The organism is Streptosporangium subroseum (genome assembly GCF_900188345.1).
Taxonomy (GTDB): Bacteria; Actinomycetota; Actinomycetes; order Streptosporangiales; family Streptosporangiaceae; genus Streptosporangium; species Streptosporangium subroseum.
Map to the genome: position 1 here is coordinate 36,608 of NZ_FZOD01000050.1, position 23,794 is coordinate 60,401.

The window sequence follows — 23,794 nt, forward strand, 5'->3', positions numbered from 1 at the left end:
GGACAGGGAGCGCGACCTGCGACACAGGCAAGGTCAACGAGGCATCACAGCCCGTACACGTGAACACGATCATGCGCCCTCCCACGTCACGGTGCTTGGATCATCTTGGCTCAAAGCCGATCTTGGGGGAATCGTTCGACGTTGATTCAGCGAAAGGCCACGCCGTATCTCACGAGGGATGAGGAATGCTGTACAGCAGCCGATACAGCAACACCGCCTTACACGATCACACGCCACCGACCCGCAACCACCACCTGAGCAGGATGAAACGCTACTGACGAGGCATCTGCCCTTGCCTACGGATCAGAAGGTTGGGGTTTCGAGTACCTCCGGCTGCACAGCGCAAGAAGGCCCCTGAACAGGCGTTATACCATCAGGGGCCTTCTTGGTTTCTAGATCGTTCGGGCTTCTTGCTAACACCCTTGCTAACGGGGCGGTTCTCGCTGTTCTTCTGGCTCCTTCGCTCGCGTTGGAGTTCAGTTGATCGACTCCTCTGGTGGCCACTCGGCTGGGAGCGAACCTCCGTGCTGTCGATCATGGAAGTGTCGGGACCGACTGCTTGGGTTGCCGGAATGAGCAAGGGATGGTCGAGGAGAGAGCATGCGGCAGTCAGAGCGTCTGTGGCACCTTGCCCGGTCCTACGGCATGGGCGAGTGGTTCATGGCCGCTTGGGCGGAGGGCCTGGAGGTATGGGAGGTGGCCCGGCGGCTGGGAGTGTCGGTCGCGGATGTGGATGACGCGGTTGGTTGTACCTGGGGGGATCTCCGGAAGGGGCTGTCTTTCGACGGTGGCCCGGGAGTGATCTGGGCCGGCCGGTTGAATGAGAACTGGACGCAGATCATCCAGGCCCGGGGGTACGACTGCGGCGGGGCTTTGCGGGACCTCTCGTACGGAGGGCGGGCGCTGCTGGTGCGGTGGGACTGGGACGGGCCTCGTGATCTTGAGTACGCGGTCAACGGTGTCCATGCCATGGGGTTCAGTGTCACTGTCCCTGGGGAGCGGTGGGGCCGTCACCCCTCCGCACTCGATTCATACGCGCAGGGGTTGCAGTTCGACCTGGCGGATTCGAGTTGGGAGAGCGACCCCGACCTCACACCGGGATGGCTGGAGTACACCGCATGGGAGGAGGCACGGATGAAGAGCGGGCGAGACTACGGGGAAGGAGACGAGGTCCTGCCATCAGGGTGGGACGACTTCATAGCCTTGCTCACAACGGATACGGCCCGCGATTGGCGACGTGCATCACCTCTGCGCTGACACTGGTTGGCAGGGTGACGGGGCGGGAGTTCGATAGGGAGTGGATCTGCCCGGCGACCAAGCAGTGACAGCAGTGCGCAGCCCCGGCCCCGGGACTGCGCACTGCCACGTCGGGAAGGGTCAGCAGTACAGGTTGGAGCCCGCAGAGACCCCCAGGATCTGGGTGAACCACCGGTACGCGTCGACCCGGCTCTGTACCTGAGCGGGGTACTTGTTGTCACATTCCAGGGCGCCGTTGATGCTGCGGATCGTCTGGCCGAAGCCCGCGCCGCTGACCATGGCGTTGTGCGGAGTCATGTACCCGGCACCGTTCTGGGTGTTCCAGAACCACAGACCGGTCTTCCAGGCCACGGACGCGTCGTTCTGGACGAGCCAGGGGTTGTGCAGGAGGTCGATGCCGAGTGCGTCGCCCGCCGCCTTGTAGTTGAAGTTCCAGCTCAGCTGGATGGGACCACGGCCGTAGTACGCGGACTGGCCTGCCGGGCAGCCGTACCACTGGCTCCAGTCACAGTAGTGCGAGTAGTTCGCGGTGTTCAGCTCCGTCACGTACTTCAGCCCACCGGTCTCGTGATTGACGTTGGCCAGGAAGGCCGCCGCCTCCTGCTTCTTCACGGTGTCGCTGCCCGTAGTGGCAAAGCCGGGGTAGGCCTTCAGTGCGGCCACTAGACCGCTGTAGGTGTAGAAGCCATTGCGGTTCGGAAACATCTGGTTGAACTGCGCCTCGCTGACGACGAAACCGTTCGTCGCTGAGGTTGAGGGTGCGTTCCACTTCTGGTTGGCGGTGCCGGCGCAGGTCCAGATCTGCAACCGGGTGCCGTTGGCGGAGTTGTTGTCGGTGACGTCCAGGCACTTGTTGGCCGCGGGGTTCACGATGTCGTGAGCGGGGGTCACCACCCACTTCTGGTTGGCGCTACCGGCGCAGTCCCAGAGTTGAACCTTGGCGCCGTCGGCCGTGCTCCAGTCGACGATGTCGAGGCACTTGCCGAGCGCCCGCAGAGTTCCGTCTCCGGCGACGCTCCACTGCTGTGCGTTGCCACCGTTGCAGTCTTGGAGTTGGACCGGCGTGCCGTTGGCGGAATTGGCCCAGGCGACGTCCACGCACTTGCCCGCGAGACCGGTGATTCTGCCCACTGGATCGGCGGCCGAGGCGGGCGCCGTGACCAGAGCAGAGAGGAGCACGCCCAGCACCAGGACGACAGCAGTTCGGGGGAGCGTCAAACCTGTGAGAAATTTTCTCATCATTTCTAATTCATTTTCCCTTCATATTTCCTTCATATAGGCAGGGCTCGACAACGAATCCGTGCCGACGGAAGACGGTAACAGTCATCAGCCACCAAAAAAGGTATTTTTACCCATAACGCGGTATACCGGGCAGTAATATGACATTCGCCCATTTCGGACTCGTGTGCACTGATTCCGGACGGCCGGCACCCGGCCCTGGCGTAGCTCCACGCCGGCCGGCCCGGTATCATCCGGCGCCGTGCTGGACCTGCACTCTCGGCGCCCGGCCGGTCGGTCGATCGCCGACCGCATGCGCACCGAGCTGTTCACCGACGCGCCGCGCGCGGCGCCCCCTATACCGCTTCTAAATTCGTCGCATACGCTCTGACCTGGCGTCTCACGGGATCGGCTATGCAGCTCGGTGATACTCGCTGATCAGTCCGCCGAGCACCTTCCGGCTCTTGATCCGGCCTTCCGGTGGTACGACGACCGACTCATCTTGATCAGGTGGTCGTTGCCGGCGGGACTGGTGAGGCCGATGGCCGTTGTAATGATCGGCATACTCGCTGGGCACCGATCGAAGGTGCCGTTCGTCATAGATCGGCATCCGGTCGGTGCACTCGGCTCGTGCGGTGCGGACCCATCGCTCGGCGTAGCAGTTCGCCCAGGGCGTCCGCGGCGGTGTCTTCACTACCGTCACGCCCCCACTGGTGAACACTTCATCGAAGACGCCGGTGAACGTGGCGTCACGGTCCCGGATGAGGAAACGGAACGAGCCGGCTCGGTCCCGAGGTCCATAAGCAGATTGCGAGCCTGCTGGACCGTCCACACGCCGGCCGGGTGAGCGGTCACGCCCAGAATGTGTACGCGCCGCGTGCGCACTTCCATGACGAACAGCACATACAGGCGCTTCAGGAAGATCATGTCGACGTGGAAGAAGTCGCAGGCCAGCAGTCCTCTCACTTGGAGGCGCGGGAACGCGGTCACGTCCAGTGGAGTGGTGTACAGCAACACCGCCTTACACGATCACACTCCGTCGGACCGCATCCACCATCCGATCAGGACGAGGAGCCACCAACAAGGGCTGCGCCCTTGCAATGAGGGGAACAGCGCTGGATGACTCCCCCGCTGCGGAACGTGTACGGAATGATCAAGAACGAGGTGGTCGACAACTGTGTCGTTTCGGCAGGTCGCGATAGCCATGCAGGGCGAGAGGCGATCGCACTCCTAAAGCGGGTGTCGCATGTTCGAATCATGCCGGGGGCACTGTTCTGACCAGCCATTTAGCACTTGACCTGGGGCTTAGCGCGCCGACTCTTAACGATCACATGCAGCTGAGTACCACCGTAGGCAGTCGCATGTCAGTGGTCGCGGGATATACGCGGGATGAATCTTGACGTCTTCGCCCAGGTCGAGGCATGAAACCCTGTACGGCAGAGCCTCATCCCCCAAGGAGCAGCCGTGTGGGACGTCGAGCATGTCCTCTCTCGTCTGGCGGCCATGGCTGGCGCCGACCCGAAGTGCCAGAAGTTCGGTGCCGGTCGACACCGCTACCGGCTGGGGCCGGTTATCTCAGAGGCGGAGGCCGCAGCGTTTGAGGAGCGGCATGGGGTGACGCTCCCCGAGGCGTACCGCACCTCCGTAACCCAGGTCGGTGACGGAGGCGCGGGCCCGTTTTACGGGCTGTTCCGCTTGGAGGAGTCCAGGAGACGGGACGCCGAGTGGGAAGATCGGGAGATCCCAGACTTCCTGGCCACGCCTTTCCCTCACACCGAGGCCTGGACTCCGGACCCGTACAAAGAGTTGGACGGCGACGAGTACGACGATCCACAGTGGATCACTGGATCTCTGAACATCGCCGAGTTCGGCTGCGGCGCATTCCTCCGCCTGGTGATCATAGGCCCAGAGCGGGGACATATATGGTTCGACGATCGCCCCAGCGACGGAGGGCTGACCCGAGAGCGTGGCTTCTACGAGTGGTACATGGATTGGCTGACCAACCCGGAGCAGTACTTCCTCTGACCGTCACCGCCTGGCAGGGCCACGGCACATCGAGGATTCGTCCGGGTTTGATTTCTTTGACACGGCCAAGCGTGAGGTGCAAGCCAGGTACAGCGGTACGGGCTGGGCAATGGCTGGCCCAGTTCGCGCGTGAGGAAGGGCACGGTCCCTAAAGATCAACGGTGTCTTACGCCGTGCGATCCTCGGAGGAAACCATGCCCGTCGCCCTATCATCGCTGATCAGCGCGCCCGGCGAGGGCGAGATGGCTCAGGACATATGATCGGAAATCACAGCAGGCCCGGACTTTTGGCCAGATTCCAGTTGATCGAGGACATCCGCTGCGCGGTCAAGGTCCGGCATACCCTGGAGTCAATCTTGGGGGTGATGGTCTTTGGCTCGGCCGCGGTCGGCGGCGACTCGATCACCGCGATCAGCCACTGGACACACGAGGCGCCCTAGGACGTACTCGCCGCGCTGGGCTGCTGGTGCGATCCCCTCACCGGCCGGTGCCACCCGCCCAGCGAGCGGACCCTGCGCCGGGTCCTGGCCGACATCGACGGCAACGACGTGGACCGGCAAACCGCTGCTTACTTGGCCGAACCGCACCACCAGCGGGACGGAGAACCTGCCGGTGACCTGCCCGGCGAACCGGCCCCTCGCGAGCGCGAGGCGCGCCGGGCTTTCCACCGGCAACAGCAGCGACCGATCCCCGAGGGGATGTTGCCGTCAGCCGCGTTCGACGGCAAGGCCCTGCGCGGCGCGCGCCTGCCCGGCGGTGGGCAGGTCCGCCTGCTGTCGCTGTTCGACGTCGCCTCCGGCACCGTCTGGGCGCAACGGCAGATCGGAGCCAAAACCACCGAAGTCCCCGAGTTGGCGCCGCTGCTGGCCGGACTCGACGTGGCAGGAATGGTTTCAACCGGCGACGCCCTACACACCGTCCGCGCCGGCGCCCGGCATCTGACCGGCGACCACCGCGCTCACTATGTCCTCATTCTCAAAGACAACCAGCCCACCTTGCTGGCCGCCGCGATCGAGGCATTGACCGGGACCGGTCAGCAGTTCGCCACCCGCAGCCACACCATGACCGACCGCGGTCACGGGCGGATCGAGATGCGCACGATCCGGACCGCGCCCGCCACGGGTGTTGACTTCCCCGGCGCCGCCCAACTCTTCCGGATCCTGCGTTGTCGCGGCGGCCTGGACGAAGTCCGCACCAGCAAGGAGATCATGTTCGGGATCACCAGCCTGCCCGCTGACCTGGCCGGCCCTGAGCATCTCAACCATTACGCCCGCTCGCACTGGGCAGTGGAAATTCCGGGCATTACGTCCGCGATGTCACCTTCGGCGAAGACGTCGGCCAGGTCCGCACCAGGCGACTCCCGCACGTCATGGCCGCGATCCGCAACCTCGTGATCGGCGCGTTTTGACAACAAGGCCACACCGACATCGCCCATGCCCGCCGCCACTACGGCTACGCCTCACGCCGCCTACCGACCCTGTTTGCCCCATGACCGACCGGCCCTCAACGGATCAAACCCTCGATACGCCGGGGCCCTGCACCGCCCAGCTCGGGGGTCGCGAGCAACAGGCTTGGATGCCCACAACGGAATATCGGTCAATGGGCATCCAAGCCTTTGTCTCATGCGGTCACCTGGAAATCAACGAATTCGCAAGGCATGCTTCAGAAGCTGCCGTTGAATGATTCCTTGTAAACACCTTGGTGATTACTGGACATGGTCATGATCGAGTAGATGACAGCGCCGGCCACGCTGAGGTAAACAGGCCACGCAGCTCGCAGGAAAACCGGATCCTGAGTCCAGTCACGCAGCGGATACGCATAAGAATTAAATTCGCGGTACCAAACAAAGGAATCCCAGTCCCGACCTGCCACTTGCATATTACCGGTCGAAGAGGCGGCGATGGACGGGGCTCCGTTGACATCGCCGCCGACGCTGAACCAGCCGTGCCAGGTGCCGCCGTACTCCTGCCATTGCAGATAGACATGGTTGTCGGTGCCGGTGTGCGCAGCGTAAAGCCGATGACTCCCCGGGTTCCAGGTCACAGCAGGCCAGGAGTACGTGCTCCCACCCAGGTTCTGGGAGTTCTGCCAGTCTGTGCCGTTGAAGAAGCTGCCCCACATGCCGAAGTCGGATCCACTGCGATAGGCCATGTACAACTCTCGTGAACCCGCACCCAGTTGAGTGACCGATACGGGAGTCGACAACTGCGTCGTCGCACCGGAGGTGTGCCAACCTGACCAGTTGAGGTAGTCATCGTAGATAGCCCAGTAAATGCGACCATTCGTTCCGGTATGGAAGAGGGCGAATCCGCTGTTACCCCAAGGAACGACTGTGGGGGAGGCCCAGGATGTCGCCCCGTCGACTCGGAATGCCGTCCCGTTTTCGCCAAAGGATGCCCATATAGCACTAGTGTTATCGTTGGCTCTCCATACCCTGAGTAGGCGGCCCCCATTCCTTGCTTCAGCGATGGTGCCTGTCGCGTAGAGGTATTGGTTACCGTTTACTCTTTCGTTGCTCCAGTGGTCCCACTCGCCCGGTGCGGTTGCGGCGGACGCCGGAGTCCCGGTAACGATGAGGACCGAGAAAGCAGCCAATAGGGCAATTGCTGCCAACCGCCATTTTTTCCATGAAAACATGAAGTGTCCTTCGAAGAAGAGATGACTAGTCCATACGGCGAGATGATCGCAATGCGTCAGAGATGCGCATCATCTGTGGATCGCCTCGGACGATGCATTGCCGATGCTCAAGTGTCGGCGGGAACGCTCCACTCGCGGAATCCACGCCAGGCGTATGAACCCCGAGTGTCTTCGGTTCGAATTCCGTAACAGCGATGACCGACACGGCAACGCTGACGTATGAGAGGTATTACTGATTGGTTGACGTGGTTTACCCCTTCTCGGGGTGAGGTCGAACAGCTTCCCGCTAGAGGGGCCGCATGTCGGCGAGCTCGGATGCTGCAAGGGGGAAGCGGTGGTGTCGCATGTCGTGCCACGTGTGAAGCAGGATCGGCCGCCAGACACCGACCCCGCTGCCGGTGGCGATATAGCGTGTCGAAGGGCCGGGTCGGCCGTCTGGCGCAGGCAGCGGCTCCAGCACCGCCCACTGCGCATCGGTCAGGTCGAACCGTCCGTCACCTCTGAAGAGGGCGCGAGGTCTCCGGATGTCAGATTCTTGGTCGATGAACCTCTCTACCGGAGACCTCTCTGCTTACCTGGATGACATGCCGCCGCACAACAGGCTTTGAGACGCCGCTCTAGCCTCTGGTGAACGCCTCGAAGTAGGTGTCCGCGTCGTCCTGGTCGACGTCCTCAGGCGTAGGGCCGTCAACGTAGAACGATGCGCCGTTGATCACGGTGCTGGTCCCGTTGCCGCCGACCTTCACGTTCATCGGGGTGGCGAAGGACTTACCCGGCTGGAGCGTAATGTACGGCGTCTCGCAGTTCGCGACGGTCTGACCGTTCACTACTGCCGTGTGGCAGCCGATGGGCTGTTTGGCGAAGGTGACGCCGACCGGCAGGGTGAACCCGTAGCGGATGCTTCCCTCGGCCGGGCGGCTGCCGTAGTTGTAGATCGCCCAGTCGAGGACGGCGCTGTGCCCGGCTTTGACCGGGGTCAGGTCGGTCTCGCCGGTGTCGTCGCGGTCGACCACGACGTCGGCGTACACGTCCTGGGCCCACGGGACCAGGTCGTAGCCTGCCGTGGTGACGGTGACCGGCACCTCGGCGCTGTTGTCGTCCAGGTAGGGGTCGGGGGTCGTGCCGGCCACCTTCACCGACAGCGTGCCGGCCGGGCCCTCCTCACCCAGGCTGTACAGCGGCACCCCGATATTGTGGGTGAAGTCGGGCATGTCGCCCAGCTTGCAGGTGTACCCGGTGGCGTTCGCGATGCAGCCGTTCGGAACGACGTAGCCGACCCGCGTCTTGTCCAGCTTGCTGACATCGACGGTGACGGTGACCGCCCGGGCTTTCGCCCCGCCGAAGTTGACGATTCGGAACTGGAACGGCTTGGCGACGGCCTTCGTGACGCCGTTCGCGAGTCGGGTGCTCAACGGTATGACGGAGAGGTTCGACTCGTCCGCGGCGTACGCCGGCGCCCCGGCTAGGGCAAGGCCGGCGGCGGCGGCAAGCAGAGTCGCGACACCGACACGGGCCAAGCGGGCAGAGTTACGAAAACGCATTAATCCCCCGATGAAATGACAACTAGCGATTAGGAGGTTAACGAGGCTTATAAGGGACTTGCAGCGCATACCATCGTTTAAGCGTTTTTTGTGCAGAGAGATGAGCCGAACGTGCAGCCAGCGATCTGGGTGACACTGATAATCGGCATCCGCTCGACCCCGGCACACCACGGGCGCGTCCGTCCAGGGTCCAGGCGTACCCGCCCGCGTTCGCCGTTGGCCACGTCTGTAGGATCGTCAGCCGGCCGCCGGTCTCGGGTGTAAGGGGGGCGCGAGAATGGGAGAGCTGGGTCTGGGCGATACGTGCGGCATACTCCGGCAGCCTTGGGTCACCTCCTGGCGCAATAGCTCAGGTCTCGGGTGGGAGCGTCTGTACGTCTCCACCCAACGGGAACGGCCGTACCGTGCCGAGTTCGCCCCCGCCGCCACCCACCTGCTGATCCTGCACCTCGACGGTCCCGTCACAGTAAGCCGCCGTCAGGGCAGAGCCTGGCGTTCCCGTCAGGTTCCGCGCGGAGGGTTCTTCCTCCACCCGGCCGGCCACGGTCTGGCGGTGGAGCTCGGCGGCCGGCTCGACACAGTGCATGCGTACCTCACCGATGAGACACTGCGCGAGGCCAACGACGACCGGACGGTGGAACTGACCGAGGAACTGGGCGCCACCGACGCCCTCGTCGAGCAGCTCATGCTGACCCTGCAAGGCGTCATACAGCGCTGGGAACCTTCCGCACGCACCTACGTGGACCACCTCACCGGGATGCTCGCCGCCCAGCTGGTGCACCGGCATCCTGCCGACCGTGAGCGCACCCCGTACAAAACCCCGAAGGGGCTTTCGCCGCGGCAGCTTTCCCGCGTGCGGGAGTTGATGGAGCAGCGGCTCGCCGAGCCGCTGCCGCTCTCCGACCTCGCCGCCGCGGCTTCGCTGAGCGTCAGCCAATTCACCCGGCAGTTCAGAGCGAGCACGAGCGAGTCGCCGCACCAGTACCTGCTGCGGTTGCGCCTGGAGCAGGCATGCCGCCTCCTGCGTACCGGGACCTCCTCCATCGGGGAGGTGGCGGTCAGCTGTGGCTTCTCCCACCAGGAACACCTCACCCGGGTGATGCGCGCCCGGCTGGGCACGACCCCTGCCGTCGTCCGCCGCGCGGGCTGACCTCCCCCGATCCGCCGCCGTCGCGCATCCTATGGTGCGTTTTTCGCGCAGCGAGCGCCGGTTGTTGCAACCACGGGCTCAGCGTCACGGAAATCCGTCAGGATTATTTTGGATCATCTCCGCGCCGCAGAGTGGAGCCATCGCGACGCCATGAACGACCGGGCGAAGTCCAGGAAGCTCAGACCAGCGTCCTTCTCCTGCCTCAGTATCGACTCAGGGAGTCCGGTCGCGATGTCGAAGACTTCTCCCTTCTTCGCCGCCTGGCGGAGTGCAGACAGGAAGTTGTCGGCCAGTGCCTTGGTCCGGAAGGTCTTGGACTTCTGCTTGCCCTCGACCTTCCAGCGGACCTCATAGGACGGCGTCTTACTGGAAGTGTCAATCCCCTCAAATAGAGCTTGGTCATGGTCCTTGACCTGTTCAGTGGCGTAGTTGAACGACCTTGCCCAGCGGAGTCACCGTGGTGTCATGGACCTACAAGCTGTCGAGGCTCTGAACGAGGACCTCACGGAGTTCGCCGCTGACATCTTCACCTACCTCGCCTACCGAGGCCAACGCGACTACGGCCAGCAGTACCTGCGTGGGCTGATGCTCGACGGAAAGCGAAAGTCGGTGGAGCCGATGGCCGGTCGGCTGGGCCTGCCCCGGCAGAATCTCGGTCACTTCGTCGCTCAGTCCACCTGGGAATACACCGAAGTGATGCGGCGTGTCGCCGCGCGAGCGGTCTCGGTGATCGATCCAGCGGCATGGCTGATCGACGATCATCCCTTTGTCCGTTACGGCCACGGCACCGCCGGAGCGATCGTGCAGCACTGCGGGGAACGCGAGCAGCACCTATGCCAGGTCGCGGTCTCGGTCCATGCGGTGTCCGAAACCGGTTCCACCCCACTGCACTGGCGATTGTTCATTCCGCAGGTATGGGCCGACGATCCTGAACGCCGCACGAAGGCAGGGATCCCACCCCCGCTCGCGCATCGGACCAAACAGCAGATCGCGCTGGAGTTACTGGACGAGATCGCCGAATGGGGCTGAGGCCGCCCGTGGTCATCGCCGATAGCGACTACGGCACCAAACGTCGCGTTCCGTAACGAGCTCACTGAGCGCGGGATCCCCTGGCTGGTGGCGGTCAACGCTGACACGACGGTCCTGCCGGTCACGGGAGCGCCGATCACCGCCTGGGCGAAGCGGCGACCGGCCATCGGCGTCGATGCGCTGGCCCGCACCAGCCAGGGCCGGGCTCGCCGGTTCCTCTACCGCGCAAAGACGGCGGATCATCCTGCTCGCTGTGGGTGGTTCGCCGCGATCCCCGTCCATATCGCCGGGATCATCGAACGAGGACACATCGCCACCACCGGACAGCGCCTTCTCCCCGAGCGTACGCTGCTGGTCCAATGGCGACGCAAGCACGACGCTGAACCGTTTCGTGCCTGGATCACCGACCTGCCCGCAGACACTCCTCTGTCCACCTTCGTCCAACACGCGACCAGCCGCTGGTGCATCGAGACCGATTACCGCGAGATGGAACAGGCCCTGGGTCTGGGCGACTACGAAGGCCGGATCTATGCCGGATTCCACCACCACGTCGCCCTCGTTTCCGCAGCGCATCTGTTCTGCCTGGAACGGCGCCTCAACCCAAAAGGAGCGGACACGGTCTGAACCTGTAGTCGAACGCCCCGACGATCAGACTTCATCCGCAGCCGCCTGAAAGATCCTGATCCACAGGTATTGACGATTGCTCGCGGTGAGCAGTGCCCGAGAAGCAGGTCAGCCCATCGGGGCGATGGGTGGCGTCCCTTCCGGAAGCGGAATGGCATCCAGCCGCGCGGGGACCAGGGCGCCTTGCTCGTTGGGCAGCGCGAACCGCCAGTCACCCATAGGGGTGCGTTCTGGTGACACCTCGCGCACCGCGCGGACCAAAGCGGCCGCTCTACGGTGCGGAGTGGTGTCGATCCACCCGGGTGGCACGGGGTGTTCACGAATGGGTGTGAGCTGGGGTGGGTCGGAGCCCTAGAAGATCCCTTCCCGGGATGGAGGTGCTCGTTTCCCGTGACCCCTACACGGAGTTGAGACCTCACCGAGGCCGCTGAGATCCCGGTGTCGGGATCGGTCAGTCGTTGCGAGGTTTGCCGAACTCTTCGATCAGCACGGGATACTGCTCCCCACCGTGTCCGGCGGCGGAGGACTCCGGGGCTCTGTCCCTCGCCGCTCAGGCGGCGGCGTCGATGAGCGCCTGCAGCACGCGCTGGGGGTCCTCGGCCAGCCGGTTGCACACATACAGCCACCACTCGGTGCCGAAGACGACGTACTCGCGGGTGGGATGACCCCGTTCCGCCATCGCGGCGAGCCGGTCGGGCCCGAGGCCGAGCAAGGCCTCGAACTCCCAGGGCACATCGGGACCAGGCGTGCCAAACTGGTGGTCGATCTGGTTGATCAGCTCCCAGTCATGGGTGGCGAACGAGCACAGATGTCCCGACGCGGCCAGCAGCTTGGCATAGCGCAGGTATGCCGTGGCCAGGGCCTGGTCCCCGCGCGCGTAGGCAATCGTCTCCGGCTCCAGGAAGGCCCCCTTGACCAGGCGGATCCGGCCCGGCAGGTCGAGCAGCGCCGGCAGGTCCTCGACGGTACGGTGCAGCCGCGCCTGAACGGTGATCCCGACGTGGTCGAAACATTCGGACAGTTTGCGGTGCACGGACAAGACTGTGTCCGTACGGTCCGAGCCCTCCGCCGAAATCATCATCTCCCGCCCGGTGTCAGCTGTAGCCCGCGCGATGCGTGTGGCGTTTTCCAACGCCAGATCTTCATCGATCGCCAGGCCAATGTGCGACAGGTCGAGCGAGATTGAGCAGCCCGGCGGTAGCAGGCGCGCGGCGTCCACGAACACGTCCGTCTCCGCCCCGGCCCGCTGCGGGTCGCTGCAGCTCTCACCCATGTACTCGACGCTCGTGCGGTGGCCCTTCGCGAGAATCCCCTCGAGCCGGTCCAGCGCGTCCGCGAGGTTGTCACCGGCCACATAGCGCCGCGCCACCCTGCGGACGATGCCGCCGAGCACCGGGTCCGCGGGGACACGCCATTTGAGATCCTCGTCCAGCGCGAGCTTGCGCAGGACTTGGGCCGCCGCGTCGGACGTCTCCTCGATGCCAGGGGTGAACGTGCTCGTCATCGTGCGCCTACCTATGAAGATGAAGAAAAGAGGGAAACGCAGTCGCCGGCCCTCTTGGACCCGATCGCTCTGCTCTGTCAATCTTTCCGGTGCCGCTCCGTGAGCGAGAGTGGCAGAGCAGCCGAATAAGCTGAAATTCCTGCCACCTCATGCGCCTCTCAAGGAGAACCGGATGCTGCACGACGTCGCGGTGCTCGCTCTCGACGGCGGCCACGCCTTCGAGTTGGGAGTGTTCTGTGAGATCTTCGGGATCGACCGCGGGGACGACGGCCTGCCCGTCTACGACTTCGCGGTCGTCTCGCCCACGGGAACGAGCGTGCGGACGAGGCATGGCTTCCGTGTGGAGACTCCTCACGGACTGGAGCGACTGGAGTCGGCCGATCTCATCGGCATTCCGGCTTCGGATCCGGACGTGCGGCACTCGGAGGACCTGTACGAGGCGCTTAGGGCCGCGGTGGCACGGGGCGCGCGCGTGCTCAGCATCTGCTCCGGCGCCTTCCTGCTCGGCGAGGCCGGCCTGCTGGACGGCCGCCGCTGCACCACCCACTGGCGCTATGGCGAGGAACTCGCCCGCCGCTATCCGAAGACCCGGGTGGAGGTGGACGTCCTCTTCGTCGACGAGGACCCGGTCATCACCGGCGCGGGGACCGTTGCGGGCATCGACACCTGCCTGCATCTGGTACGCAAGGAGCAGGGCAGCGCAGTCGCCAACGACATTGCCCGGCGCATGGTGGCGCCTCCACACCGGGACGGAAATCAGGCCCAATACATCAAACGCCCGAACGTCGAGCTCGGCGTCGGGCCCTTCGCATCCCTGCAGGCCTGGCTGCAGGCCAACCTCCACGAGCAACTGACTGTGGAGAGCATGGCGCGCCATGTGAACATGTCGCCGCGCACCTTCGCCCGGCGCTTCCACCAGGAGATGGGCATCACCCCGCTCCAGTGGCTCACCAACCAGCGCATCCTGCTCGCTCAGCAGCATCTCGAGAACACCGACGAGTCGATCACCACGATCGCCGAGCGGGCCGGATTCGGCTCGTCTGCCACGCTGCGCCACCACTTCGCCCAGCGCCTGGGAACCACCCCCCACAGCTACCGACGTACCTTCCGTGGCCGGCGCACGCGCCCGAACAGCGCCTTCCCGTGACGGCAGGCGTGGGTGGTGAGAGTTCTCGGCCATCATCACGATCACGTTCGGGCTCGAGTCAGGCATGATCGCCATACTCGAAGAGCTGTACGTCGCCCCAGCGCAACTGCTCGACGCCGGCCAGGAGGACGGCCACGGCTTCGTCGAGGTCAAGGCCGCCTCCGGTGACACCCTATGGATGCCGAGAACCATGTCACCTCATGCGACCTGCACGTACTCGTGGATCAGGTCACCGAATCGATCTCGCCTAAGTGGTCGACTTCGGACGTTCTTCGGGGTTATGCGGCGGCCTTCGGCGCGGCAGGCTGGTGGTCGCAGTCATCGTGCTGCTGGAGGTTCGACTCTTTCTGTTCGTGTCGCTCGATCCGGGCCAGTAGGTCCTCGAGGTCGGCCGGGGTGAACTTCCATTCGAAGGGTCGGGCGGCCTGGTTGTAGCGCCGCTCGAAGGCGATAAGCCGGTCTTCGACCTGGTCAAGGCTGGTGAAGTCATTGGGTGTGACGACCTTGCGCTGGACGATGGAGAAGATTTCGACGTGGTTGAGCCAGGAGACATGTACGGGTGTGTGCGCCATGACCGCGTTGAGGTAGCGCTTGGCCAGCCGGTCGATGGCGGCCTGGCCGCGGTGGGAGGATGAACCGCGCCGGGATTGCTGGAGGCTTTGATGTACTCCGGCGCGGTTCACTCGTGACCATTGCTCCCACCCGCTGCGGGGGCGAGGGGTCCATCCAGGGCTGCCCATTGCAGGAGCAGGATGGTCTTGCCGTCGGTGATGCGTCCGTCGCGGGTCATGGCGAGGGCCTCAGCGAACGGAAGTTCGAGGACCTCGATGTCCTCGCCGTCTTCCTCGAGTCCGCCGCCGGTCCCTGTGCGGTCGGCCGGGGTGTAGGGGGCTGCGAAGAAGTGCAGGCGCTCGGTGACGGAGCCGGGGCTCATGTAGGCGTCGAAGACGTGGGTGAGCGGGCCGAGCGTGACGCCGAGTTCCTCGGCGCTCTCGCGTCGGACGGCGGTCGGCGGGTCGTCCGCGTCAAGCAGCCCTGCGGCGGCTTCGACGAGCACGCCGTCGGGGTGGTCGTTGACGTAGGCCGGGTAGCGGAACTGGCGGGTGAGCAGGACGCAACCGCGTCCGGTGTCGTAAGGCAGGACGACGGCGCCGTTGCCGCGGTCGTAGGTCTCGCGCTGCTGGGTTTCCCAGCGTCCGTCGCGGCGGCGGTAGTCGAAGGTGGTGCGGCGCAGGACGTGCCAGCCCTGGGAGGTGAGCTCGACGTTGCGGATCACGACATCGGGGTTGCGGTCCAGGCCGCGCCCGGCCTGGTCGAGGCCGGTGCGGCCGTGATGGTCGGGGGTGTCGATGCCGGGGTGGCTTGTCACGCGGTCTCCTGCGGGGTGCGGCGGGGAATCTCGGCCACGTCGTGGTAGACGGGCAGGGCGATCCATTCCCCGATCACGGGGAGGTGGCCGGTGGCGAAGACCGGCCAGGCGGCGGCTTCGAGGCGGGCGAGGTTGGCGGCCATGGCCTGCGGGTCGCCGTTGGTGCCGGAACGGTAGGGGCCGGCGATCAGGATGAGCATGGGCTTGTCGATCACGGACGCTAAGATACATGCAGAAACGTGCAAGAACAGGAGAGAATGTGCATGCTGGCTGCTGAACGGCGCGACCACCTGCTCGGCCTGCTCGCCCGTGAGGGCAAGATCGTCGCCAAGGACGTCGCCGCCGAACTGGGGATCTCCGAGGACAGCGTGCGGCGCGACCTGCGCGATCTCGCCTCCGAGGGACTGTGCCTGCGGGTCTACGGCGGCGCCCTACCTGTTTCACCCGCGGTGGTCGGCTATACCGCCCGGCAGACCGTGGCCCCGGACGGCAAGCGGAAGGTCGCTTCGGTGGCTGCCGGGCTGGTGCGGCCGGGCGGTGCGCTGATTCTCGACGGCGGCACTACCGCCCTCGCCGTCGCCCGCGCGCTCCCGCAGGACCTGGCCTGCACCGTGATCACCCACAGCCCGACCATTGCCGCCGCGCTGCTCGACCATCCGCAGACGGAGCTCTTTATGCTCGGTGGCCGCATCTTCAAGCACTCGGCGGTCGCCTGCGGAGCGGCCGCGGTCGAGGCCGCGCAGAACGTCTCCGCCGACCTCTGTCTGCTCGGCGTCACCGGCGTACATCCTGAGGTGGGACTAACCACTGGCGACGCCGAGGAGGCCGCGATGAAGCGTGCCCTGGCCGCACGCGCGGCGGAGACCTACGTCCTCGCCTCCTCCGAGAAGCTCGGCACAGCTTCGCGGTTCCGCGTCCTGCCCTGGGAAGAGATCAGCGGACTGATCACCGACGCCGACCCCCACGACGCAGTCGTCGAACGGCTGACGGCGCGCGGCGTGGAGATCCTCACAACCGGCTGACGGCCACGAGCCGAACGCTCGCTGGTCGGCAGGTCATCTAAAGCACCACCGCCACCACGACCCAGCCATCCACAGGAATTGACAATTGCTCAGAGCCGGGACCTTTCAGTTCCTGGTTGATCAAACGTCGAGCGCGTCAGATATTTGCTGGTTAGCTCGTGGTCGCTGTCCCTCAATGCACTTGGCGTAGACACGCAGAAGAACATCAACACCATGACCAGCGCGCTGAGCCTGTGGGTGCCCAGAATTCGGCCACCCAGTGTGACCTGGGGTTTCCCGTTCGCCGGGCAGACTCGGCCTGAGACCGGCAGGCTTCGGGTTCGTGGCTTTACGACTGATCTATCTGATCTTCATTCGGCTTCTCGATGCCCCTGCCCTATTCCTACGCTCGGACGTCTCCAAGGACGCCGAGATCCTGGTGCTTCGCCACCAACTCGCGGTATTGCGTCGTCAGGTCACCCGGCCCAAGCCGTCGTGGGCCGACAGTGCCCTCATCTCGGCACTGGTCCGGCTGCTCCCGAAACCGCGCCGGATCGGGCTGCTGATCACGCCCGACACCCTGCTGCGCTGGCACGCCGATCTGGTTAAACGGCGCTGGACCTACAAGCGCACGACACCCGGCCGGCCGCCGACACGGCCGACGATCCGCGCGCTGGTGCTGCGCCTGGCAGCCGAGAATCCGACCTGGGGATACCGCAGAATCGCCGGGGAACTGGCTGGCCTGGGCCGGAAAGTGGGCGCTTCCACGGTCTGGAGGATCCTGCACGAAACCGGCATCGACCCTGCCCCGGATAAGTCCGGCCCAAGCTGGGAGGAGTTCCTGCGCGCTCAGGCGTCCGGGATCCTGGCCTGCGACTTTTTCCACGCCGATACGATCACGCTGGCCCGGCTGTACTGCTTCGCGGTCGTGGAACATGCCAACCGCCGCGTTCACGTCCTGGGTGTCACTCCGAATCCGACCGCGGGCCGGGTCGCCCAGCAGGCCCGGAACCTGATGCTCAACCTGGGTGACCGCGCCGCCGACGTCACGTTCTTGATTCGTGACCGCGACGCGAAGTTCACCGCGATGTTCGATGAGGTGTTCCGCGCCGCGGGAATCCGGATCGTGCTCACCGCGCCGCAGGTTCCGCGGATGAACGCGATCATGGAACGCTGGGTGGGCAGCGTACGCCGTGAACTCCTGGACCGGATCCTCATCATGAACGCCCGCCACCTGCGTAAGGTCATCGCCGAATACGCGGCCTATTTCAATGGGCACCGCCCGCACCGGGCCCTGGACCACGCCAGCCCGCTCCGGGCACTCCCGGACCCCGTCGACGCCGATATCAAGGTCATCCGACGAGACCGGCTCGGTGGCCTCCTACACGAATACTCCGAGGTCGCATAGGGGTGGCCGAGTTACGGGCACCCACAGGCATCCTCAACGAGTACCAACATGCCGCCTGACCTGTGCGGATGGGGTTTTCGGCAAGGGCACCGTCCGAGCGGGTGGTGCGGCCGTCGGGGTGCGCCTCCGGACACCTGACTCCCCGGTCATCGTACTGGAGCATGGGTTGCACGGCGCTGGCCGTGCCACCATGCCACCCGCATCGGCGGCACCTTTCCCCTGTAGTGCTGGGCGCGGTTACTTGCTCGTCTGGCTCCGCCCACACGGGTGATCATTCATCGAACTTCGGCGGGCTCTCGGAGCGACTGTTCCGCCGTCGCAGGCCGAGTCGTCGCCTCCAATGCGAAGCTGGTGCCCGCGAGCGCGAATCCCAGCAGGCCGAAGCCGACTCCGACCCAGCTGGGCGCGATGTAGCCCAGGCCATGCGCGATGACGATGCCGCCGAGCAACGCGCCGAGGCTGTTGGCGACGTTCATCGCGGACTGGTTGAGGGCGGCGCCCATCATCTGCGCTCCGGGCGCCACCGCGATCAGGCGGGACTGCAAGGCCGGGCCCAGGAACACGCCGGTCGCACCGACCAGGAACACGCCGAGGAACAGCCCGATGGGTGACCGCGCGATGAGCGCGAACACGGCCATCGAGACGATGAACGCCGGGAACCCGGCCATTATGGCGAGGCGCATGTTGCGGTCCGCCGCCCACCCCCCGGCGGCGTTTCCGACGGTCATGCCGAGCCCGACCACGGCGAGCACCCACGGAACCGTTGACGCCGACAGCCCGGCCACATGTGTGGTGACCGGCGTGATGTAGCTGTCGATCGCGAAGAATCCGCCGAAGCCGAGCGACGCGATGCCCGCGGTGAGCCAGACCTGAGGCCTGCGAAAGGCTCGCAGCTCACTGCGAGCCGTGCCGTTCGGATGCGCGGCGACGGACGGCACGGTCGCAAGCACGGCGAAGAGTGTCAGCGCGAACACGACCGCGATGGCGAGATAGGCGACTCGCCAGCCGGCCGCCTGGCCGATCCAGGTGATTGCGGGTACGCCGATGACGTTGGCCACGGTCAGGCCGCCGAGCGTGACCGCGAATCCCTTGCCGTGACTGCCCGGGCCCATGATCGACGCCGCGACGAGGCCGGCGGCACCGAAGTAGGCCCCGTGCGGTAGCGCGGCCACGAACCGGGCGACCAGGACGAGGCCGAATGTCGGGGCGACCGCGGAGGCGACGGTGCCGGCGATGAAGATGGCCAGGAGGATGAGCAGCATCTTCTTACGGGGGACCCGGGCGGTGCCGGCCGCGAAGAGCGGCGCGCCGACGACGACGCCGGCCGCGTAGATGCTGATCACCCAACCGGCGTGCGCGACGGCCTGCGAGGCGGACTGCTCGTACATCGCGGGAAACAGGCTTCGTGCGATGTCCGGCAGCAGACCCATCGCGACGAACTCCGTCAGACCGATGGCGAAGCCCCCGAGGGCAAGGGCAAGGAGCGCAGCCCAACGCTGCGCCGGGGTGAGGGGGCTCATGCGAAACTTTCGTGATCAGTGGAGCACGACTCCGCCGTGTGTCTTGGGGAGGCGGTCAGTGCGCTCGTGGTAGCTGTTCGCCTAGTTTAGCAACGCTGCTGCGTAATACCCCGGCGGGTGGACAAGGCGGCGAACCTGGACTACCTGCGCGAATACAACGACGCGTTGGTGTCGCGATCGCACGCCGCATCGGCGAGTTCGACCGTGCGATGATCGCCGAAGACACCGGTCTCACCCCGCCGGCGGTCTCCAAGGTGATCGCACGCCTCGTGGCGGCCGGTCTGGTGGCGCGGGGCCACGTCCAGTGGAGTGGTGTACAGCAACACCGCCTTGCACGATGGCCTTGAATCGCTGGTCACGGTCTATTCAAGGGATGATCTTGAGGGCGTTTGACCAGCTCATACCTCAGGACGAAGCTGTCAAATCATCAAAGAACGCCCTATCGCCGGTCATTCGATCATCATTTGCACTCCCGAAGTTCCATATAAGGGCAACACGGGCCGATCACCGTGCGGCATCGCATCCGCGGGGCTGCGCGGTCATACCGAGGCGGCTTGTGATAGGCACTGGTGCCCGCCCCCTGCTGAGGACAAGGATCCTGGCATGAGACTTACCGCCCGACAGCTCAACCGAGCCACGCTCGGCCGACAGATGCTGTTGGAGCGCGAATCGCTGGCAGTGGCCGATGCCGTCCGCCGCATCGTCGCTCTGCAGGCGCAGGAGGCCCCGTCACCGTATCTCGCCCTGTGGAACCGGCTCACCGACTTCGAACCGGAAGACCTGGACGCCGCATTCGCCGACCGCGAGGTGGTCAAGGCCTCACTGATGCGCCTCACGTTGCACGCGGTGCACGCCGAGGACTACCCGGGGTTCCACAACGCGATGCGGCGCAACCTACGGGCTGCGCGTCTGGGCGACTCCCGCTTCACCTCGAGCGGGCTGTCCATCGCCGACGCCGATGCCCTCCTTCCCCATCTCGCGGAGTTCGTGGCTCATCCGCGCACCGGCGCCGAGATCGAAGGCTTTTTCAAGGCCAGGTTCGGTGAGCCCAAGCGGGGCGTGTGGTGGGCGCTGCGGACGTTCGCTCCTTTGCATCACGCGCCGACCGGTGGGCCCTGGTCGTTCGGTGCGCGGTCGTCGTTCGTCGCCGCGCGGGCCACGTCAGGTCCGGAGTCCGAGGACGACTCCGTGCGGCGACTGGTCCTGCGTTACCTACGGGCCTTCGGTCCCGCCTCGGTGCCGGACATGGCGCAGTTCACCATGCTCAGGCGGACGGTGCTGCTGCAGGCCGTACGGGCTTTGGCCGGCAAGGTCGAGGAGTTGGAGGGGCCGGATGGAGCAACGCTGTTCGACGTGCCTGGGGCACCGCTTCCGGCGGAGGACACCGCTGCCCCACCGCGGCTGCTGCCCATGTGGGACAGCGTCCTGCTCGCCTACTCCGATCGCAGCCGCATCATTCCACCGGAATATCGCTCGCTCGTCATCCGGCGCAACGGCGATGTCCTGCCGGCCCTGCTCGTCGACGGCTACGTCGCCGGTGTGTGGCGCCCAGTCGAGGGAGGCATCGAAGCGACGGCTTTCCACCGCCTGAACAAGGAGGTCTGGAAGGGACTCACGGCGGAGGCCGGTGCGCTGGCGGCGTTCCTGGCGGATCGCGGGACCACCGTCTATCGCCGCTACGCTCACTGGTGGACCAAGCACATGCCGAGCGCCGAAATCCGTTTGCTCCCGAAGTGACGGCCCTACTCGGCAGTGAGGGGGCCAAGGTGGCCCCCGGACGTACCGACGCGCGCGGCCCAAGAAGCGTGAAACGGCTCCCGGAATGACTGATATCCAACTCTCATTCCCACCGGCATAGCCAGCCAGCCGAGTCTCGTTTTTCAGTCGTCGGCGGCGACCAGGAGCGACAAACTCTGAGCAGCATGGTCGATGAGGACCAGTTCGTAGAACTCGGTGTGGACTCCACCCCAGTCGTGAAATGCCTCACGGCCGAGATCTTTAAGCTGATACCTTCCACTGGCTCTCGTGATCAGCGGATGAACCTCACGATCCAGCCGAGCGAGCAGAGCCGCGGGAAGAGCACCGAATTGTTCCGCCCAGGTGCGCAAAATGGCGTTCGCGCCCACTTCATCGACTTGCGCATACGCAGCCGAGCTCAGGTTTCGCAGCCAGTAAGGGCCGTGGCGGAGTCCCTCAGCGTCGCGCAGACGGCTGGCCGGCCCGAACCGCTTCGGCGAGCACGTCGGCCGCGGGGAACAGGCGCAGGCAGGAGACCCGCTCGTCGTGCTGGTCGCCCCAGTAGAACCACAGGAACGCCAGGTGAACGTAGACGCGACGGCTACGGAACGCACTGTCGGTGACGTCCAGGCACGGACGCTCTTTCTGATCAGTGATCAGGACCGCGATGACCTCCCGATTGATGAGCTCGTTTCGCAGCGCTGTGAGCAGTTCGACCTGATAGGCACGCTGGCTCTCTTTCACGGTGGCTTCGAACGTGTCTGGGACAGCGCCGAACCCGCAGCTCAGACGATCTGAGGAGTACTCAGTTCAAGTGTTTAATCCCACCTGATGCTTGACGGCGGACCTAAGGATCATGCATCGATTCCTCATCGTCCGTGCCCGCAGGTCCAAGAGGGGGGAGCCGCTACGTCCGTTCATGCCGATGAGCGTTCGTTCCGCACGTAGATCGTTTTTACCGCGCCTCTGGCACACCCTCTGGGGGTGCGTGGGGTTGCCGAAGGGGATCCAGGACCGGGACGATCATCGGTCATGACGAGGATCGAACGTGTGGATCTGCTGGGGCGGCCCGGTCCCCTGGCCGCTGCCGCCGCGACAGGGCCGGTGTACGTCGTGTGCGGTGCGAAGTCAGGGACCGTTCTGCAGGCGGTCGACCTGGACGGACGGCTGTGCTGGAGCAGGTCCCTTGGCACAGCGGGTGGGCAGATGCGCGTCGCGCCGGATGGTGGTGTCTGGGTGGCCGATGGCGGTGCGCTGATGGAGACGACGGTGTCGGGTACGCCGGGTCGGCGAGTGGAGTTCTCCTGCGCATCCGATGAGCGGATCGGAACGTTCGTCGTCCTGCCGGACGGGTTCCTGGTGGCGTGGACGAGCCGCCCGTATCGCAAGGTGCGCCTGGAACGCACCGACGGCTCGGGCGCGAGCCGCTGGTCGGCCGGACTGCCCGATGCGCGCCTGTCCTACGACGGCGTCGTCGAGATGAGCGCGGTCGACGGCTGGCAGGCGGAGCCCAAGGTGCCGTGGCGGCCGAGGGATCTGGCTCCGGAACGCTGGGCTGGGCTGTTGGTGTCGGCGGACCGGGTGCTGGCCACCTACACCGACTGGTCCAGTGGTATCGGCATGGGCTTCTGCCTTGACCTGGCGACTGGGACTCTGGTCTGGGTGACGCCGCCGCACCCGACAGGTGAGCGGGCGATTGCTGGGCAGGGCAGGTTCCTGGTCGGCAGACAGGGGTACGGCGCGTTTTCGACATGGCTGTATGACCGGGACGGCGCTGTGGTGGCCGAGTGGCCCAGCCAGGGGAAGTTGCTGGTCAGCAGCCGAGGGAGGATCCGCGTCGTCGAACTGGACAACAGCGACTCCTCGACCCGCCGGGTCCGGCGGCTACATCGCGACGGCAGCATGACCGACGGCCCGTACCTGCCCGGCTACTACACCGCCGGCCCGGTGCTGAGCGGCGACGGCCGGGCCGCGTTCTGGCGCGACGGCACACTCCAGATCGTCGATCCCGACCTCCATGTCCACACCTTGTACGAAGGAGAAGGCGAGGGAGTCGATCGGATGCTGCTGCTGGAGGGTGGACGGCTGTTCTTCGTCCTCACCAGGGACCGGGCCGAGGGCGACAGCGCCCTCGTCATCGCCGCCACCGATCTGGCTCCACTCGACACCGGCGCCTGGCCCTGCGGCGAGAGTGACCTGCACGGTAATCCGGTCCACTACGAATAGCAGAAGAGGCTGGTGTCGAAGGGGACCAAGCAGTCCATGCCGACCGGGCGCAGGTGAGGATCGGTCACCAGATACGGCACCGCCGGCGACGGCACAGCACGGTCGGCCCGCACCGAGACCACCGAACTGTGGGTGCGGTGCGCCTGGGCACGCCGGAGCGGCAGCCACGGTTACACCGTACTGGCGAGACCGATCAAATTGACCATCCCGTCGCCCGCCGCCGGGTCACCCAGCGCCGGCCACCAGTCGCCATCCTGCCAACCACGAGCCTCATCGGACATCAGGGATGCCAGCGACCGCCGCACCGCAGGCTCAAGCCGCGTTCAGCGAGCTCACAAGCCGAGACCGCAGGGGTGCGTATCGCCGCCGACCTCGTCACGCGCATACGATTCGAGCTCACCT

23 protein-coding genes and 1 pseudogene are annotated in these 23,794 nt (G+C 65.4%); 11 read left to right on the top strand and 13 right to left on the bottom strand.

Going from position 1 to position 23,794, the window contains the following annotated elements; genetic code table 11:
- Window positions 1-600: 600 nt before the first annotated feature.
- Window positions 601-1,257, top strand: coding sequence for a hypothetical protein (locus tag CHC08_RS34445; protein WP_089211567.1), 657 nt, complete (start codon window positions 601-603; stop codon window positions 1,255-1,257).
- 120 nt (window positions 1,258-1,377) lie between these two features.
- Here CHC08_RS34445 and CHC08_RS34450 read toward each other — a convergent pair whose 3' ends face one another.
- The 3 genes from CHC08_RS34450 to CHC08_RS50905 all read right to left on the bottom strand — a co-directional run bounded on the left by CHC08_RS34450 (window position 1,378) and on the right by CHC08_RS50905 (window position 3,492).
- The gene (locus CHC08_RS34450) at window positions 1,378-2,475 is read right to left on the bottom strand and encodes a glycoside hydrolase family 19 protein (protein WP_245878739.1); all 1,098 of its coding nucleotides are present in this window, start codon (window positions 2,473-2,475) and stop codon (window positions 1,378-1,380) included.
- A gap of 412 nt (window positions 2,476-2,887) precedes the next feature.
- Entirely contained in the window at window positions 2,888-3,196 is a 309-nt protein-coding gene (locus tag CHC08_RS53035) for an integrase core domain-containing protein (RefSeq protein ID WP_420823597.1), read from the bottom strand.
- Window positions 3,175-3,492 (bottom strand): hypothetical protein, encoded by a 318-nt coding sequence (locus CHC08_RS50905; RefSeq protein ID WP_218825630.1) that lies wholly within the window; start codon window positions 3,490-3,492, stop codon window positions 3,175-3,177. The genes CHC08_RS53035 and CHC08_RS50905 overlap by 22 nt, the downstream gene beginning before the upstream one ends.
- A 447-nt stretch (window positions 3,493-3,939) precedes the next feature.
- Here CHC08_RS50905 and CHC08_RS34460 point away from each other — a divergent pair, with 447 nt between their 5' ends.
- From CHC08_RS34460 to CHC08_RS51880, 3 genes are all read left to right on the top strand, one after another.
- Window positions 3,940-4,500, top strand: a complete 561-nt coding sequence (locus CHC08_RS34460) for an SMI1/KNR4 family protein (protein WP_089211569.1) — start codon at window positions 3,940-3,942, stop codon at window positions 4,498-4,500.
- A gap of 286 nt (window positions 4,501-4,786) precedes the next feature.
- Window positions 4,787-4,939 carry a transposase family protein gene (locus tag CHC08_RS51875; protein ID WP_245878740.1) on the top strand — a complete coding sequence of 51 codons (153 nt, stop codon included), beginning with the start codon at window positions 4,787-4,789 and terminating at the stop codon, window positions 4,937-4,939.
- A gap of 132 nt (window positions 4,940-5,071) precedes the next feature.
- Window positions 5,072-5,893: an ISAs1 family transposase gene (locus CHC08_RS51880; protein WP_245878741.1), complete on the top strand. Its 822-nt coding sequence runs from the start codon at window positions 5,072-5,074 to the stop codon at window positions 5,891-5,893.
- Between the two features lie 268 nt (window positions 5,894-6,161).
- Here the strand turns inward: CHC08_RS51880 and CHC08_RS48695 are convergent, their stop codons facing one another.
- Both CHC08_RS48695 and CHC08_RS34475 read right to left on the bottom strand, forming a co-directional pair.
- On the bottom strand, window positions 6,162-7,136 hold the full coding sequence (locus tag CHC08_RS48695) for a PLL family lectin (RefSeq protein ID WP_143653452.1): 975 nt from the start codon (window positions 7,134-7,136) through the stop codon (window positions 6,162-6,164).
- A 617-nt stretch (window positions 7,137-7,753) separates the two neighbouring features.
- Window positions 7,754-8,548, bottom strand: coding sequence for a hypothetical protein (locus CHC08_RS34475; RefSeq protein WP_143653453.1), 795 nt, complete (start codon window positions 8,546-8,548; stop codon window positions 7,754-7,756).
- A 406-nt stretch (window positions 8,549-8,954) separates the two neighbouring features.
- On the opposite strand from CHC08_RS34475, the gene CHC08_RS34480 reads away from it, so the two are divergent.
- Together CHC08_RS34480 and CHC08_RS53040 are read left to right on the top strand one after the other, a co-directional pair.
- Window positions 8,955-9,827: a helix-turn-helix domain-containing protein gene (locus CHC08_RS34480; RefSeq protein ID WP_089211572.1), complete on the top strand. Its 873-nt coding sequence runs from the start codon at window positions 8,955-8,957 to the stop codon at window positions 9,825-9,827.
- Window positions 9,828-10,292: 465 nt separating this feature from the next.
- Window positions 10,293-11,480: pseudogene (locus CHC08_RS53040) on the top strand (IS701 family transposase).
- A gap of 550 nt (window positions 11,481-12,030) precedes the next feature.
- Here the strand turns inward: CHC08_RS53040 and CHC08_RS34500 are convergent.
- The gene (locus tag CHC08_RS34500; protein ID WP_089211576.1) at window positions 12,031-12,984 is read right to left on the bottom strand and encodes a proline dehydrogenase family protein; all 954 of its coding nucleotides are present in this window, start codon (window positions 12,982-12,984) and stop codon (window positions 12,031-12,033) included.
- A gap of 172 nt (window positions 12,985-13,156) precedes the next feature.
- Between CHC08_RS34500 and CHC08_RS34505 the strand changes: the two genes are divergently transcribed.
- Window positions 13,157-14,131 (top strand): helix-turn-helix domain-containing protein, encoded by a 975-nt coding sequence (locus CHC08_RS34505; RefSeq protein WP_089211577.1) that lies wholly within the window; start codon window positions 13,157-13,159, stop codon window positions 14,129-14,131.
- Between the two features lie 278 nt (window positions 14,132-14,409).
- Here CHC08_RS34505 and CHC08_RS34510 read toward each other — a convergent pair whose 3' ends face one another.
- From CHC08_RS34510 to CHC08_RS34520, 3 genes are read right to left on the bottom strand one after another with little or no spacing between them, the layout of a single operon-like run.
- Window positions 14,410-14,814, bottom strand: a complete 405-nt coding sequence (locus CHC08_RS34510) for a hypothetical protein (protein ID WP_089211578.1) — start codon at window positions 14,812-14,814, stop codon at window positions 14,410-14,412.
- Window positions 14,811-15,500, bottom strand: a complete 690-nt coding sequence (locus CHC08_RS34515; RefSeq protein WP_089211579.1) for an NUDIX domain-containing protein — start codon at window positions 15,498-15,500, stop codon at window positions 14,811-14,813. Before CHC08_RS34515 ends, CHC08_RS34510 begins: the two co-directional genes overlap by 4 nt.
- The gene (locus tag CHC08_RS34520; RefSeq protein ID WP_089211580.1) at window positions 15,497-15,715 is read right to left on the bottom strand and encodes a hypothetical protein; all 219 of its coding nucleotides are present in this window, start codon (window positions 15,713-15,715) and stop codon (window positions 15,497-15,499) included. The genes CHC08_RS34515 and CHC08_RS34520 overlap by 4 nt, the downstream gene beginning before the upstream one ends.
- Before the next feature lie 48 nt (window positions 15,716-15,763).
- Here CHC08_RS34520 and CHC08_RS34525 point away from each other — a divergent pair, with 48 nt between their 5' ends.
- The gene (locus CHC08_RS34525) at window positions 15,764-16,522 is read left to right on the top strand and encodes a DeoR/GlpR family DNA-binding transcription regulator (protein ID WP_179282379.1); all 759 of its coding nucleotides are present in this window, start codon (window positions 15,764-15,766) and stop codon (window positions 16,520-16,522) included.
- A 322-nt stretch (window positions 16,523-16,844) separates the two neighbouring features.
- Window positions 16,845-17,909 (top strand): integrase core domain-containing protein, encoded by a 1,065-nt coding sequence (locus CHC08_RS34535; RefSeq protein WP_089211582.1) that lies wholly within the window; start codon window positions 16,845-16,847, stop codon window positions 17,907-17,909.
- Window positions 17,910-18,184: 275 nt separating this feature from the next.
- Here the strand turns inward: CHC08_RS34535 and CHC08_RS34540 are convergent, their stop codons facing one another.
- Window positions 18,185-19,429, bottom strand: coding sequence for an MFS transporter (locus CHC08_RS34540; protein WP_089211583.1), 1,245 nt, complete (start codon window positions 19,427-19,429; stop codon window positions 18,185-18,187).
- A 140-nt stretch (window positions 19,430-19,569) separates the two neighbouring features.
- Window positions 19,570-19,755, bottom strand: a complete 186-nt coding sequence (locus CHC08_RS51890; protein WP_089211584.1) for a hypothetical protein — start codon at window positions 19,753-19,755, stop codon at window positions 19,570-19,572.
- A 277-nt stretch (window positions 19,756-20,032) separates the two neighbouring features.
- On the opposite strand from CHC08_RS51890, the gene CHC08_RS34550 reads away from it, so the two are divergent.
- On the top strand, window positions 20,033-21,166 hold the full coding sequence (locus CHC08_RS34550; protein ID WP_089211585.1) for a winged helix DNA-binding domain-containing protein: 1,134 nt from the start codon (window positions 20,033-20,035) through the stop codon (window positions 21,164-21,166).
- Window positions 21,167-21,309: 143 nt separating this feature from the next.
- Here the strand turns inward: CHC08_RS34550 and CHC08_RS34555 are convergent, their stop codons facing one another.
- Window positions 21,310-21,555 (bottom strand): hypothetical protein, encoded by a 246-nt coding sequence (locus CHC08_RS34555; RefSeq protein WP_089211586.1) that lies wholly within the window; start codon window positions 21,553-21,555, stop codon window positions 21,310-21,312.
- 67 nt (window positions 21,556-21,622) lie between these two features.
- Complete coding sequence (locus tag CHC08_RS34560; RefSeq protein WP_089211587.1) at window positions 21,623-21,910, bottom strand: hypothetical protein; 288 nt, start codon at window positions 21,908-21,910, stop codon at window positions 21,623-21,625.
- 288 nt (window positions 21,911-22,198) lie between these two features.
- Here CHC08_RS34560 and CHC08_RS34565 point away from each other — a divergent pair, with 288 nt between their 5' ends.
- Window positions 22,199-23,392: a hypothetical protein gene (locus CHC08_RS34565; protein ID WP_089211588.1), complete on the top strand. Its 1,194-nt coding sequence runs from the start codon at window positions 22,199-22,201 to the stop codon at window positions 23,390-23,392.
- Window positions 23,393-23,794 lie beyond the last annotated feature (402 nt).